The organism is Streptomyces sp. NBC_01261 (assembly GCF_036226385.1).
GTDB lineage: Bacteria > Actinomycetota > Actinomycetes > Streptomycetales > Streptomycetaceae > Streptomyces.
This window is the reverse complement of record NZ_CP108463.1, coordinates 251,461-265,353: the sequence shown is the minus strand read 5'-3', so window position 1 is coordinate 265,353 and position 13,893 is coordinate 251,461. Positions and strand designations below refer to the sequence as shown.

11 protein-coding genes and 3 pseudogenes are annotated in these 13,893 nt (G+C 67.8%); 7 read left to right on the top strand and 7 right to left on the bottom strand.

What is annotated here, in order from left to right:
- Nucleotides 1-34: 34 nt before the first annotated feature.
- Entirely contained in the window at nucleotides 35-538 is a 504-nt protein-coding gene (locus tag OG226_RS01065) for an aldo/keto reductase (protein WP_329347341.1), read from the bottom strand.
- Nucleotides 484-702 (bottom strand): hypothetical protein, encoded by a 219-nt coding sequence (locus tag OG226_RS01060; protein ID WP_329353281.1) that lies wholly within the window; start codon nucleotides 700-702, stop codon nucleotides 484-486. The genes OG226_RS01065 and OG226_RS01060 overlap by 55 nt, the downstream gene beginning before the upstream one ends.
- Before the next feature lie 175 nt (nucleotides 703-877).
- Between OG226_RS01060 and OG226_RS01055 the strand changes: the two genes are divergently transcribed.
- Complete coding sequence (locus OG226_RS01055) at nucleotides 878-1,402, top strand: hypothetical protein (RefSeq protein WP_329347340.1); 525 nt, start codon at nucleotides 878-880, stop codon at nucleotides 1,400-1,402.
- Here the strand turns inward: OG226_RS01055 and OG226_RS01050 are convergent.
- A pseudogene (locus tag OG226_RS01050) lies at nucleotides 1,362-1,868 on the bottom strand (transposase); the annotation flags it as partial. The gene OG226_RS01055 and the pseudogene OG226_RS01050 sit on opposite strands and share 41 nt — an antisense overlap.
- 348 nt (nucleotides 1,869-2,216) lie before the next feature.
- Between OG226_RS01050 and OG226_RS01045 the strand changes: the two are divergent.
- Nucleotides 2,217-3,989 (top strand): tetratricopeptide repeat protein, encoded by a 1,773-nt coding sequence (locus OG226_RS01045; RefSeq protein ID WP_329347339.1) that lies wholly within the window; start codon nucleotides 2,217-2,219, stop codon nucleotides 3,987-3,989.
- Nucleotides 3,990-4,426: 437 nt separating this feature from the next.
- Here OG226_RS01045 and OG226_RS01040 read toward each other — a convergent pair whose 3' ends face one another.
- Nucleotides 4,427-5,473 carry an aldo/keto reductase gene (locus OG226_RS01040; protein WP_329347338.1) on the bottom strand — a complete coding sequence of 349 codons (1,047 nt, stop codon included), beginning with the start codon at nucleotides 5,471-5,473 and terminating at the stop codon, nucleotides 4,427-4,429.
- 72 nt (nucleotides 5,474-5,545) lie between these two features.
- On the opposite strand from OG226_RS01040, the gene OG226_RS01035 reads away from it, so the two are divergent.
- From OG226_RS01035 to OG226_RS01020, 3 genes and pseudogenes are all read left to right on the top strand, one after another.
- Complete coding sequence (locus OG226_RS01035) at nucleotides 5,546-6,082, top strand: TetR/AcrR family transcriptional regulator (protein WP_329347337.1); 537 nt, start codon at nucleotides 5,546-5,548, stop codon at nucleotides 6,080-6,082.
- 528 nt (nucleotides 6,083-6,610) lie between these two features.
- A pseudogene (locus tag OG226_RS01030) lies at nucleotides 6,611-8,221 on the top strand (ISL3 family transposase).
- A 43-nt stretch (nucleotides 8,222-8,264) separates the two neighbouring features.
- A complete protein-coding gene (locus OG226_RS01020; protein ID WP_329347334.1) occupies nucleotides 8,265-8,852 on the top strand; it encodes an SMI1/KNR4 family protein in 588 nt (195 codons plus the stop codon).
- Between the two features lie 153 nt (nucleotides 8,853-9,005).
- On the opposite strand, the gene OG226_RS01015 is transcribed toward OG226_RS01020, so the two are convergent.
- On the bottom strand, nucleotides 9,006-9,593 hold the full coding sequence (locus OG226_RS01015; RefSeq protein WP_329347333.1) for a TetR/AcrR family transcriptional regulator: 588 nt from the start codon (nucleotides 9,591-9,593) through the stop codon (nucleotides 9,006-9,008).
- A gap of 96 nt (nucleotides 9,594-9,689) precedes the next feature.
- On the opposite strand from OG226_RS01015, the gene OG226_RS01010 reads away from it, so the two are divergent.
- Both OG226_RS01010 and OG226_RS01005 read left to right on the top strand, forming a co-directional pair.
- On the top strand, nucleotides 9,690-10,433 hold the full coding sequence (locus tag OG226_RS01010) for an SDR family oxidoreductase (RefSeq protein WP_329347332.1): 744 nt from the start codon (nucleotides 9,690-9,692) through the stop codon (nucleotides 10,431-10,433).
- 1,024 nt (nucleotides 10,434-11,457) lie between these two features.
- The gene (locus OG226_RS01005) at nucleotides 11,458-11,670 is read left to right on the top strand and encodes a hypothetical protein (RefSeq protein ID WP_329353279.1); all 213 of its coding nucleotides are present in this window, start codon (nucleotides 11,458-11,460) and stop codon (nucleotides 11,668-11,670) included.
- Between the two features lie 562 nt (nucleotides 11,671-12,232).
- Here the strand turns inward: OG226_RS01005 and OG226_RS01000 are convergent.
- Nucleotides 12,233-12,406, bottom strand: a pseudogene (locus tag OG226_RS01000) (IS1380 family transposase); the annotation flags it as partial.
- Between the two features lie 137 nt (nucleotides 12,407-12,543).
- Nucleotides 12,544-13,806: an SMI1/KNR4 family protein gene (locus OG226_RS00995; protein ID WP_329347331.1), complete on the bottom strand. Its 1,263-nt coding sequence runs from the start codon at nucleotides 13,804-13,806 to the stop codon at nucleotides 12,544-12,546.
- Nucleotides 13,807-13,893: the final 87 nt, after the last annotated feature.

Here is a 13,893-nt window from a genome sequence, read left to right as displayed (position 1 = left end):
GGGGCTTTCCGAGCCTTCTGACGCCCCGGACCTTTCACGGTCCGGGGCGCCTTCGTGTCACGGTGCGGGCCGGCTTGGTGCATGTCAGGAGTGTGAGGCCGGCGATCGGTGGCCTCCAGTCCCCGTAGTCGGCGCTGTGCTGCACGGGTATCGCGGTGGTGGCGGGCGTCACCACCGCGATACCCCGTGTACGGCTGATGCGATCTGCGTGAGGTGGCTGGCTGGTGCTGGGGATGGGGGCGATGTGGCTGCCGCGGTCGAGGAGCCATTGCAGGGGTGCGGCGGGCCCGTTCGTACAAGCGAGGAAGCCCGCGTCGAGGGGTCGGTAGGCGACGTAGGGGATGCCGAGTTCGCCGCACATGTCCACCGCGTCGTCGAAGCGGTCGGTGGCGACAGGCAGAGTCTTGCCTACGAGGCGGATGACTTCGGGGGTGACCTTGGACAGGCCGATGTGCCCGATCCTGCCCTTGTCCTGGAGAGCCTTCAGGACGGCGAGTTGGTCGTCGAGTGAGGCCTCGGGGTCGGTGCAGGTAGGCACAGCTCCAGCCGTTCGATACGTAGTCGGCGCAGGCTGGCTTCCACGCAGGCCCGCAGGTAGTAGGGGCTGCCGAGGGGCATCGACTGGCCGGGTCCGGGACGCACCAGCCCGACTTTCGTGGCGATCAGCAGGTGTTGCGGGTAGGGGGAGAGGGGGTTGCGGATCAGCTGTTCGGCGGTGTGGGGGCCGTAGGCGTCGGCGGTGACCTGTCGCAGCGACGTTAGAGGCCGTTGTGTTTCCGGTCGTGATCGCTGAGTTTCCGCTGATCGGGCATGGTGTTGGTGTCGCCGAGGGAGGGTTCGGACGTTCAGTTCGTTCTCGGCGATGGGGATGTAGCCGGTGGCATCGGTGATGGGCTTGCTGGAGGAACGAGAGACTGCTGCCCGGGCGGCCGTGGAGGAACTCCAGGCGGAAGCGGACCGGATCCTGGCCGAACTCGGTGTGGCCGAGGTGGTGTTGGAGCGTCGGGTGATCGCTCGGGTGGAGCTGGCCGAGGCCCTGGCCGCGGGTGACAATGCGGCAGATCCGCCCCGCTTGGAGGTGCAGGTTCCGGCACCGCCGGCCCATGTGGACAGGGTGCCGGTTACCGGGGCGACGGTGGTGCGACGCCGGGAGGAGATGACGGTGGAGGGGCTCGCGCCGGAGTACCGGCGGATCGTTGAGCTGCTTCAGGGTGAACCGGGCGACGGCGAGGGGGTGTCGGCGAAGGAGCTGGCGGCCCGGCTGGGGCTGGAGCTGGTGCCGGCCAAGATCGGGGGAGTGCGGTCGAGGGCGAAACGGCTGGTCGAGCGGGAGTGGCTGAGGGCGTCGCCGTCGGGCCGGTTCATGCCGCGAGCGTCGGCTGCGCCTGCTGCGGAGAGCTGAGCGGCCTGTTCACGGCGGGAGTGCGGGCCAGGTGGTGGGCCATGAGCATGCTCGCCGAGATGTGGATGAACGCCTCGCTGGAAGCGGGCAGCGCCTCGAAGTCGCGCACCAGGCGGCGCGAGCGCATCAGCCACCCCGGACTGCGCTCCACCACCCACCGTCTCGGCAGCACCACGAACCCGGTCATGTCGTCACTGCGCTTGATGATCTGCAGGGTGAGCTGGAGTTTTTCCTTCGCCCAGGTCACAAGGCGGCCGGTGTAGCCGCCGTCGGCCCACACCAGAGTGATCTCCCTGAACCGTGTCCGTAGCACGGGCAGCATGGCGCGGGCGGCCTGGCGGTCGGTGACATTCGCGGCGGTCACCCAGACCATCAGCAAGAGGTCGAGGCTGTCCGTGATGACGTGCCGGCGCCTGCCGTTGATCTTCTTCCCGCCGTCATAGCCCCTCATCCGTTTCGGCCACGGTTGGGTGGGTTCTGTGCCGGATGGACTGTGCCGCGATCATGGCGGGGTGGTGCTGGAGGTGCCAGAGGGTCTGGTGGAGCGGGCGGCGGATCTCCTCGTAGTCGATCAGTCGTCCGGCCGGGGGCGGGTTCGTAGCGATGGCCAGGTCATGGCGGGGGCGTCGGTCTGCGAAGAGGTCCAGGGCGTCGCCGACACGTAGGCAACTACCCCCTGGGAAAGACACGTGAGGTAGGTCGCGTCCCGTCCCCGCTCGTACGGTTCAGATCAGTACGCACGGCCATCCTCAGTTCGGGCGTGGCGCGTTATGGTGCGCGCAGGGGGACTCGGCGGGCGGTGCGAGGGGGAGTCGTGCCTGATCCGATGTGGCGGAAGCCGGGCAAGCTGCTCGGCAGGGTGCGTGCGGCCGTGCGGGAGAGCACCGCGGAGTTGAGGGACCCGCACACCCCGGACCTGCCGCCGGTGTACGCGGTCCGGCTCGGCTGGCGCTTGCAGAAGGCCGGGGACATAGAAAGCGCCCGGACCGCCTACACCCGTGCCGTGGCCTCCGGGCACGCGAAGTACGCACCGCTCGCGGCGGTCAGCCTCGGCCCCTTACTGGCAGGGCTCGGTGACGTCGAGGGTGCGCGTGCCGTGCTTCAGGTCGCCATCGACTCCGGGCGCAAGGACGCTGCTCCGTACGGGCTGCTGAATCTGGGCCTGGTACTGCTGAACGCGGGTGATACCGCCGGTGCGCGGGCCGCCTTGGAGCTGGCCGTCGGCACGGGCCGCACATCGTGCGTCCCGTCGGCGGCGCACTGGCTTGGCCGACTGCTCAAGGATGCGGGTGACGTCGAGGGCGCTCGCGCAGCCTTCCGGACCGCCGTCGACTCCGGGCACAAGGAGCATGCTCCGGCGGCGGCGTTCGACCTCGGCGTCATGCTGAGCGAGGCCGGCGACGCCGAGGCGGCGTCCTCCGCCTGGCGCCGGGCCGCCCGCTCCGGTCACCCGAAATGGGCTCCGCAGGCCGCTGGCCGCCTCGGACTCCTGCTCTCGAAGGCCGGCGACCTGGACGGCGCACGTGACGCGTTCCAGATCGCTGTCGACTCCGGCCACGAGGACGAGGCGCCATGGGCCGCTGTCCGGCTCGGCAGCGTCCTGCAGAAATCCGGTGACGTCGACGGAGCGCGCGCGGCCTTCCGGCACGCCATCGACTCCGGCCACCCGCGGCACGCGCCGTCTGCCTCGATCCACCTCGGCAACCTGCTCGCGAAGCGGGGAGATTCCGCCGGTGCCCGCGTCTGCTACCGGTCGGCGATGGACTCGGATCACGCTGATCAACGGGCACGGGCGGCCTACATCCTCGGCATCCTGCTCGACTCCGAGGGCGACCTGCCCGGCGCGCGAGCCGCGTTCCAGACCGCGATCGACTGCGGGGACGCCGGCATCGTGCCGCGCGCGACGTTCAGCCTCGGAGGGACCCTCTACCAGGAGGGCGACCTGGACGGCGCGCGGGCCGTGTTCCAGCGTGCCGTCGACTCCGGGCATCCCGTGGCCGCCCCGGGGGCGTCGTACCTGCTCGGGGAGATCAGGAAGGACGCGGGCGACCTGGCCGGGGCACAAGCCGCGTATCAGCGAGCCACCGACTCCGACGACCCGAAGGTGGCGAACCCGGCGCACCTCGCCCTTGCCCGGCTGCATGTGAAGAACGGCGATTACGCCGCGGCCTGCGTTGCGTACCAGGCCGTCGTCGACTCCGGGGACGAGGAGCGTGTGCCGTGGGCGGCGCTGCGTCTCGGCGACCTCCTCAAGTTTGCGGGAGATCACCCGGGGGCCCGGGAGGCGTTCAGGACGGCCTGCTCGTACCCCGGAAGCCATGCGGCGCCGAAAGCGGCGGTCGCACTCGGACTGCTCCTGCATGAGGCAGACGACGTCCAAGGCGCCCGTGCCGCATACCAGTTGGCGATCGACTCCGGCGACAGGGACGAGGCGCCCCGCGCCGCCGTCAGCCTCGGCCGCCTCCTCCTGGAGACCGGCGACGGCAGCGGCGCCCGCGCCGCGTACGAACAGGCCGTCGCCTTCCACCATGCCCGCCACTCACGCTGGGCCGAGCAGATCCTCAAGCACCTCGGCCCGGTCGGGTGAGAAGCCGTCTTTCCGGATGTGATCACTGATTTTCTGCTGGTCAGGCATGGTTCCAGTGTCGTCGTGGGAGCGTTCGGGTGATCGGTTCGTTCTCGACCATGCGGAGGTGTCTGGTGGCGTCGGTCATGGGGTTGCTGGAGGTTCGGGAGGCTGCCGCCCGGGTGCGGGTGGAGGAGCTCCAGGCCTCAGGTGATCTGGTCCGATTCGCTCGCCGTCCCGGTTGATCTGGTCCGTCTGGTCCGGTCTCACCGGACCTGATGGTGTCTCACTTGTCTCGGGTGGTACTCGGCCGGCTCCCGGCGTGTGTGGCCTACCGTGCCCGGTTTTCACCTTTCAGGGTGGGGTGAGTCTCCTCTGATCTGGCTAATCTCATCCGATCTGTGATGGTCGTACCCCGTGATGCTGTCCGGACAGCGGTGAAGTACGAGCCGTGCGGATCAGATGACGGGCACGGCGGGAGGGTCGAGTAGCGAGCGGTCGCCGTCGAAGCCGTGGTTCAGGGCAGTCGCGACGTCCTCGTGCGGGGTTCCCATCCGGACTGCACCGACCTGGTCCAGAAGCTGGTAGTGCTGCTCGCTGAGTTCGAGGTGGAGAGACCTGAGGTATTCCTCCAGGTGCGTCAGGGAGCGGGGGCCGACGATCGGGATCAGGGCGGTGTGGGCCAAGGCGGCCCGGCGGCGCAGCCAGGCCAGGGAGACCTGGACCGCGCTGGCGTCGACCTCGTCGGCGATCGCCAGTACGGCGTCGACGACGGCGGTGCGCTGTGCGGTGCCCTCGATTGCGTCGCCGCGAGCAGTCAACCGGCCCTGTTCGCCCTGCCGGTACTTGCCGGTGAGCAGTCCTCCGGCCAGCGGGGAGTATAGGAACGCGCCCAGGCCGTGGGCCTGCGCCATCGGCAGAAGTTCCCGCTCGGCGGATCGTTCGGCCAGGCTGTATTCGGTCTGAATGCCGACCAGCGGGGCCAGGTTACACAAGTCCGCCCGGACCGCGGCGCCGGAGACGCGCCAGGCTGGGAAGTTGGAGAGTCCGCCGTGGAGGATCTTGCCGGAGCGGATGAGGTCGTCGAATCCGGCCAGGATCTCCTCGACCGGGGTGGTTCCGTCGGGGAAGTGCGGCATGAAGACGTCTACGTAGTCGGTGTTCAGGCGGCGCAGACTCGCCTCCAGAGAGCGGATCATGGTCTTGCGGCTGTTTCCGGTCGTGCCGGGGCGGGGCTGGTCCTGCCGCGTCCCGCTGTACTTGGTGATCACCACGAAGTCGTCCCGTTGGCCGCCGAGCAGCCCACCGAGCACGGTTTCGGCCTGTCCGTCCTGGTAGAGGTTGGACGTGTCAAACGTAGTGCCGCCGGCGGCGACGAAGGCCTCGAAGATCCGCCGCGAGCCCTCGGGACCGGCGCTGGCGTCCGATGTCCCGAAGTTCGCCGTCCCGAGCGCGTACTCCGACACTCGCAGTCCGGTCAGTCGGCCGAGCGTCTGGTAACGCATGACAGCTCCTGAAAGTCGATGGTGCGGTAAGCTCCCCTACCGTACCAAATAAAACGAGGGGTCACTCTTTTTATGCCCAGGGTCAGCCAAGCGCACCTTGACGCCCGCCGTCAGCAGATCGTGGACGCCGCCCGCGCCCGGTTCGCCAGCCACGGCTTCGCCCGCACGTCCATGGCCGACATCGTCACCGAGTCCGGGCTCTCCAACGGGGCTATCTACCGGTACTTCGCCAGCAAGGACGAGATCGTCGTCGCCGTCTGCGAGCAGGGGACCGAAGCCCTGCCGAGGACGCTCACTGCCGAGGCCGTCGAGGGTTTCCTCGAACACGTACGCGCTCTGGCGCGTGACACCGGCCATGCTCGACTGGTCGCCCAGATCTACGCCGAAGCCGCAGTGTCGCCGCCGCTGGCGGCCGTTGTTCAACAACAGCTCGCCGCCATGCGGGCCGCGGTCGCCGAGCTGGTACCCGACCGTCGGCGTGGGCAGGCCGGACAGATCGCCGAAGGGTTCGTCGCCCTCTGTATCAGCTACAACCAGCAACTGGCCATCCGCGGCGACCTGGACCCCACGCCCTTCACCGCAGCATTGATGTCGATTATCAACGGATAGTCAAGGGCTCGAATGGACCCAACGGAGACGAGGCGGCCCCGGCCACGATCTGCAAGGGCAGCCGCCGGACCAGGTCAACCGAGACGGCGGCTGGCATTCGTGGGCAGGGGACCAGAACACCTGAGATCTGCCACAGGCACGCGTCTCGGACGATCTGGTCGTCGCAGATCGCCGCCCTGGACTCAGCCCAGATCAAATGAGGCGGGACAGCCCTGCTGGAGGGGCCTCACCCTCTGGGGGCCGGCCCCGCAAGATCCACCCCAACCGGTACAGCCACCCAGCACCCCCAGCGCGATCACCCGCACGACTAGGTTCGCTGCGACGGAAGGCGAAACGACTGGGTTCGCTGAATAAACGACTCGATTGGATGAGAGCGGACAGGCGGTGTGGCTTCGTAGGTGGGAGTGGGTTCTGGCTCAACTTCCGTGAAGTGCGCACGGTGAGTGACGTCTGACGCGCGCGGAGGCCTCCGGGAAGTTGCCTGAAAATGATCAGTGGTGGTGCTCGCGTGGGCGACAGTTCGGCGCCGTGGAAGAAACAGTGGTCCGGCTGGAAGAGTTGTTGTTCCCGTCGGTCGCAGACGTGACGGTGCTGTCGGTGGACGTGAACGACGAGACGGTACGTATCGAGGTTTGTAGCGCGGCGTCCAGGGCCGCGTGCCCGGATTGCGGGAACGGTTCGAGCCGGATACACAGCTCTTACCTGCCGTTTCCCGCCTATGTGCCCAGCGCGGGACGGCAGGTTGTCCTATGTCTGCGGGTCCGCAGGTTCTTCTGCCGGGATGCTTCGTGCGGACGGCGGACCTTTGTCGAGCAAATGCCGGGGCTGACCCGGAGATACAGCCGCTGGACTGAGCGGCTGCGCTCGACGCTTGCTGCGGTTGGTCTCGCGCTCGCTGGCCGGGCGGGCGCCAGGATGGCAAGCGTCTTCGGGGTGTCCGTCAGCCGCAGCACGGTCCTGCGACTGCTCGATGCGTTGCCCGAGCCGGAGGCGCCTGCCCCGCGAGTGGTCGGCGTCGATGGGTACGCCACGCGCAAGGGCCGCGTCTACGGCACGGTTCTGGTCGATGTCGAAACCCGACGACCAGTGGACCTGCTGCCTGACCGGGAGGCGTCCAGCCTGGCCAATTGGCTGGCCAAACGGCCCGGCATCGAGGTGGTCTGCCGGGATCGGGCTCCGTTCTTCGCCGAAGGCGCCACGGCCGGAGCACCCCAGGCGACTCAGGTTGCCGACCGTTGGCACCTGTGGCACAACCTCAGTGAGGCCGCCGAACGGGCCGTAGCCCGTCACCGCCAGTGCCTGCGTGTCCTGGTTCCCGAACCGGCCGGTGACGGTGAAGATCGCGACGAGCCCACACCGTCTGAAGAGACCATGACGTCGCCTTGGAAGAGCGACCGGTTCGCCAACCGCATCCGGGCCAGGCACGCCACCGTCCACGCGATGCTGGACGCCAGCCACAGCCGCCGCTCCATCGGCCGCCAGCTCCGCATGACCCACCGCACCGTCAAAAGCCTCGCCGACGCCGCCAGGCCCGAAGACCCCTTCCACGGGCAATGGCAATACAACCGGACCTCCGCTTTGGACGACTACAAGCCCTACCTCGACGAACGCTGGAACGAGGGCGCAACCAATGCCTGGAAGCTCTGAGAGGAGATCGTCCCGCTCGGCTACGAAGGCAGCTACGGCATCGTCAGCGCCTACATCAGGAGGAAGCGCACCTCACCCGGACCGATCACCGCACAGCCACCGGCGCCCCGCCTGGTGACCAATTGGATTCTCAGCCGCCCGGAATCCCTCACCGAGATCGAACAACTCCGGCTCAAGACGGTCCTGGTCAACTGCCCCGAATCCGACGCCCTTGCCGGTCACGTCAGGTCCTTCGCTCAGATGCTCACCGAGCGCCAGGGCGAACGGCTTCCGCAGTGGCTCGACGCTGTCAGGCGCGACGACTTCCCCAGGCTTTACTCCCTTGCCGCCGGCATCGACCGTGACCGCGACGCCGTCATGGCCGGCCTCACTTTGCCCTGGAGTTCCGGCGTCGTTGAAGGACACGGCAACCGGATCAAGATGCTCAAGCGGCAGATGTTCGGCCGGGCCGGCTTCGCTCTCCTGCGGAAAAGAGTTCTCCTGGCCAGCTGACCACACCCACCCATAGGGTGACTGGGACAAGAGAAGATGCACCATGGATCCCCGCATACCCCGCCTGCGTCGCAAGCTGGCAGCGATCCCGTTCCAACCACTGCGCAGCCACTCCTTCGGTGAAGAGCAACACCAGTTCTGCCTTGGTCCGAAGCTGGCGGAAACACGCGTCACCGCGTTTGAGGCCGAGCACGACATCGCCCTGCCCGGCGCCTATCGGCAGTTCCTCACGCACATCAGCGGCTCGGGCGCGGCGCCGTTCTACGGCCTCATGCCGCTGGATCAATGTTCCCTGCTGGTCATGAATCCTCGCGGAGAGCCAGGAACACCCCGCGGATTTGACGACGCAGGACCGGGGGATCACGAAGGCGACCTCTTCCTCCACGTTATCGAGATGGGTTGCACCGACGTATGCCTCATCGCAGTGACCGGTCCTCTCACCGGTCGCATGCTGATTCGCAATAGCGACGGGTTTTGGGGCCCCAACGTCTCCTCCGCCACCGACTTCCTCGACTGGTACGAACGCTGGCTCAACCACATGAGCGCCGGACGCGACAACCGGGCCCTCGAACTCACTTCGCCTCGACTCTGTGCCCATCCAGACCGTCATCGCATGGCCCCGAAAGTCTGACTCTCCGTAACCACTCCACGGAAAGTGCGCCAGAACCCGAGTTCGGGCAGCATTTGTCGATCACCGAGCAGCGGAATATCGGTGAGAACTGACACTGCTCGATGGCGGAGCCGACGTCTTGCCTCTGCTATTTGGTGATGCTGTGGTTGTTGTTCAGGATGTCTTCGGGGTCTGCTGCCCTCGCCGGTCCACGTCCCGTCGGCAAAGGCCTTCGAGGATGACGTTCATCAGCGGCCGTGCTGTTGGTTCCCATTCGTCTCGGTCCAGTCGGCCGAGGTAGGCGATGAGCAGGAGGACCCCCCGGGCGTCCACATCCGTGCGGAGAGAACCGGCTGCTTTCCCGGCGTCCAGCAGGTGGTTGAGGGCGCTTTCGATGGGGTTGTGGCTGTGGGCGACAAGGCCTTGCCACGCCGCCGGCTCGAGCGCTGCCAGGACGCCGTACTTGATCTCGGCGTAGTCGATCACTCGGTCGAGCCAGTGACGCAGGGCTTCCACGGGCTCGTGTTCCGCCAGCAGAGCGGGGGCGGCGGTCACGAGTTCTTCCACGTCGCGCCGGTAGACCTCGGCGAGGAGCGCTTCGCGGTTGGGGAAGTTCCGGTAGAGCGTTCCCTGGCCCACACCGGCGCGCTTGGCGATCTCGTTGAGGTGGACGTGGTGGGACTCGGCGAGGGCTGCGCGGGCGGCCTCGACGATGCGGGTCCGGTTCTGCACCGCATCCGGACGGTGTCCTGGCGCGCTCATAGGGCCTCTCCTGGTGTTCCGCCGCTAACAAGTGGACACGTGTCCGGTAGGGTGGACCACGCGCCGGACACGTGTCCACTTTACCTGGAGGCAGCAGTGCTCTCTCTTCACGGCAAGATCGTCGCCATCACCGGAGCGAGCGGCGGTATCGGCGAAGCCACAGCCCGGCTGCTCGCCCAGCGCGGCGCTGCGGTCGTCCTCGCAGCGCGCCGCAGCGAGCGCATCGACGCCATAGCGCACGACATCCGGGACCAGGGGGGTCGTGCCGCCACATGTGTCGTCGACGTCACCAAGGCCGAGGACCTGCAGCGCCTGGTCGCCACCACCATCGGCCAGTACGGCCGTATCGACGTCCTGGTGAACAACGCCGGCATCGCCCCGATCAGCCCGCTGACCGACCTCGACACCGAGAGTTGGTCGGCCATGATCGACGTCAACCTTCGCGGCACGCTCAACGGCATCGCCGCCGCGCTGCCCGCCTTCCGCGAGCAAGGCTCGGGCCACCTGGTGAGCATCGTCTCCGTGGCCGGCCTGTCCGGCGTGTCCCCCTCGATGGCTGTCTACGCCGCGACCAAGAACGCGGTGCGCACCGTACACGAGGGGCTGCGCAGGGAGTCCACCGACGGGGTAGTGCGCACGACAGCCATCTCACCGGGATACATCCGCACCGATCTCGCCGACTCCATGGCAGATCCGGACATCCGCGAGCAGACGCGCAAGAACATGGACGCGGTGGGCATCTCTCCGGCGGCGGTCGCCCGCGCGGTGGCCTTCGCCATCGAGCAGCCCAGCGACGTCGAGATCGGCGAGATCAACGTTCGCCCCACCGTCCAGGCGTGACACTTGCCGTCCCCGGTCAAGTGAGACGGCCGCCGGCCGCTTGCACAACGCCCCTGTCTGGCCGGACGTCCGACAATCGAGACTTGGGTGGGCCAGTCGCCGGTCGCCAGCAACCACGCCCGCTCCACGGTGTGTGGGTCGACGGTGGACGGGATGGAAGCCGGGGCGGGTCGTGCTTGAGGAGAACAGGTGCTCAACCGGCCGTCTTTCGGGGCGGGTCGTGTGCGACTTGCCAGCGGGGGCGACTGCGGTCTGCGGCATGTCGGACGCATGATGAGCCCATGACTTCTTGACTGAGTACCCGGAGTACATGGTTGCTCGTACTGATCTTGTGGGCGACCACACTGACCGTCGACCTGATCGGAATCGCGTTCTTCCGGGCCTTCCTTGAACATCCCCTCTGAGGACCTTCGCTTCCAACCTCCCCATGACAGTAGGCGGCACTTTCTGCGGCGCCGTCCTTGGCGCCGTGGGGTTGCGTCGTAGGCAACGGCAGCAGGACCAATGAGGTGGAGCAGGTCGCCGTACAGCAGCGAAGTACCAGCCGCAGCATGCAGTGACGCCCCGCTGATCGAATTCCTCAAGCGAGTGTCACAGGCGGAAGCCGTGCCGGGACACCAGCACACACTCCCCGGACGCATAAGCGCAGACCGGGGCTGCTCAAGGGCGCAGGCCCCTTCCCGTCGCAGGACGCGAATACATCCAGGCTGAGGTGTGAGCGGCTGTTCACCCCGTACAGGAATCGGTTTCCTCACCGCGTCCCGCACTCCCGTTTGCGTCCTGGCATCGGGGTGGGCCGCCATCCACGCGCACCGGCCGGATGGGCTGACCTGTGATCAGGTTCGACCATCAGGGAGATTCGCTGGTCGGACCGTTCAAGGTCGAAAGCAGTCACGGCGTTCTGCGCAACCCTGCGGATCCGGCCGAACTGCGTGTGTCTGTTGTCATCTGCCGGTCGCTGAGCTGCCTCTACTGCCCGTGCTGGCTACCTCTGAACGAGGTGTATTCGGAGGAGGGGGCTCTCATGGTGCTGTCGATCAATGTGGCTGTGCTTCTGGCGGTCATCATCGTGCTGAGACTTCGGCGCCGTACCCAGGCGAGGAAGCGGACGGATGAGCAGCTGACCGTGCTCATCGTGTTGGTGTTCGGCGTGCTGGCCGCTCCGACCGCTTTCGGGCAGGGGATCTTGAACGTGGTGGGGCAGCTCGCCGACGGCATTGCCCAGTCGAGCCACTGACGGTCCTCATCAGCTGCACCCGAATCCAAGAGGCGGGAGTCCGGCGGTTTCTTCCGCGCCGCGGGCGCGGGGGCGGGAGGCTGTCGGGGTGAGAAGGAAGATGCGCCGCTGCGGGGAGTGCCGGATGCCGTTGCCGCGGGATGCGGGGCCGAGGCGCCGGTATTGCGGTGCGACGTGCCGGGGCCGGCATCGGCGGCGGGTGAAGCGGTACAACGACACCTACCGCCGGGCCGTCTCCTCCCTGAACGCGGAACTGGCCGGAGGCGGGATGGTGTGGGGGGCAGGGGCGCTGTCCGGTGTACGGGGTGTCCGTCTCCGTCCGTAAGCGGACGGATTCTGTGTACTGCTCGCCGAAGTGCCGTACCCGGGCGTGGCGGCTGCGGAGGGAAACATCCGCCTGACGCGCGAGGACGGCCGTTGTCGTAGACGTCACCCCGTGACGGCTGTCCGTCACGCACAGGGTGGTGTCCGGCGGCGCACGTCGGAGTCGGCCGGGAGCCGGCAAGCCGATGATGCCGTGGGGTCAGGGGCGGGATACGACGTCGCGCACTTCGTGCAGCCGTGGACCGTGCACTTCCCGCGGCTTGCGCCACGGCGTCAGCGCCGCTGATATCGCGGTGTCCACAGCGGCCTTGCGGACGGTCTCGACCAGCAGCACGCTCTCGGCCTGTGAGGCTACCGCCCGGCCGCCATCCTCGACGCGGACACGTGGGTACGAATCGGTACGCTTCTGCACCGGAGTAGTGCAGCTTTCCTGACGACGAACAGGACCCTTGAAACATCCCACCGTCCCAGGGCAGAGACGCTCCCGGCTTATTTGATCAAGTATCAGACACCCATCTCGCGAAGCGCGATGCTGAAGCCCTCTCGTCGTCACCCGGGCTGCTGCCGCTCGCGCGCCTCGCCTCGCGGCGTGGTGACGACGAGACGGGCCCGGGGTGCGGTGATCACCTCACGGAAGGCCGGGTCGGTAAGGAGCATGACCGGGGCTATGCGGTGCGGCGACTCGGAGTGCCAGTGGGGCAGAGCGGTCTCGATGACGGTCCAGGCGTCGTCGGTGGCGCCGGACCGGGCGATCGTCCGGGCCGTGTCCAGGGCCTCCTGGAAGACGGGGGATTCGGGAAGCGTCGGCGGGGTGGACGCGGCGGCGTGGGGGATCCAGTCCGTGACGGGCTTGCCCTCGGACATACGGAGCTCTGGCACTAGCGCCGACGAGAAGTCCCTCCCGGGTCCGTACTCTTCCACCGTGCGACGCAGATACAGCGGCACGGCCTCCGCACGTACCTGCTCGAGGCCGACCGCCTCGATGACATGCGGGCTCCCGAGGATGCCGTTGCGGACATGGTGGTGCGCGTAGGCCAGGTCGAGGAAGGCGCCCAGTATGACAGCCAGGTAGGCACCGGCCCCTGACCCTTTGACGGCGGCCTGCTCGAAGGTGGCCACCGCCCTCTCGGCCTCGCCCCGCAGGGCCTGTGCGCGACCCTCGGCCACTAGCTGCTCGGCCCCATCTGGACGGACGGCGCGGCCTTCGTAGCCCTTGAGTTCCTCGAACGAGTTGCGCTCCGCCGCGACCAACTCGGCGAATGACCCGTACCGGTCGCTCAGACCCGGTTGCCAACTCGACCAGGTGTACGCGGCCCACTCCCCGTCCTGCGACACGTCCCCGGAGTCCAGCAGCCAGGACTGGGCGTCGCCTTCGTCCGCGATGAGCAGGACGGGGGCCCTGACGCGCTCGCTCGTGTCGTCCTGCTCATCGTCATAGGTGTCCATGTACATGTCGGCGTCATCGTCGTCGAGCCAGTCGAGGGCGCCGGTCGTACGCATCTCGTACATGAACGGGCCGAGGCGCGACCAGCCGTCGGAGGCGCCCAAGAACGAGCGATAGCTGGGCGGGAGCCGGGTGCCGAGCCGGCCCTCCAGAGCCGCGATCCGCTGCACGTCAGCGCCCTCGTAGCCCAGCCACCCGGCGGCCCGCTGCTCGTCGCTGACGTTGAACAACTCGCCCTCGGCCGAAACCCGCAGAACGTCGGCACCGTACTCAGCCAGGAAGGAGCCCCACTGTTCGACGGTCCTGAGCCGCTCCGCGACTGTCCCGGTTTCCGGGTCTGCGGCGGAATCCCCGAAGATTGATCGCACAGCACTCCTGACGTTCTGATGTCCCGATGCCCGTATGGTCGCTGAACGCGCCGGGGCCTTGGGCCTGTTCAGCACGCTCGGCCCAAC

Coding starts and splice junctions, on each gene's coding strand:
- OG226_RS01040 (WP_329347338.1), bottom strand. CDS start 5,473: ATGCGTTACCAGACGCTCGGCCGACTGACCGGACTGCGAGTGTCGGAG.
- OG226_RS01035 (WP_329347337.1), top strand. CDS start 5,546: ATGCCCAGGGTCAGCCAAGCGCACCTTGACGCCCGCCGTCAGCAGATC.
- OG226_RS01020 (WP_329347334.1), top strand. CDS start 8,265: ATGGATCCCCGCATACCCCGCCTGCGTCGCAAGCTGGCAGCGATCCCG.
- OG226_RS01015 (WP_329347333.1), bottom strand. CDS start 9,593: ATGAGCGCGCCAGGACACCGTCCGGATGCGGTGCAGAACCGGACCCGC.
- OG226_RS01005 (WP_329353279.1), top strand. CDS start 11,458: ATGGTGCTGTCGATCAATGTGGCTGTGCTTCTGGCGGTCATCATCGTG.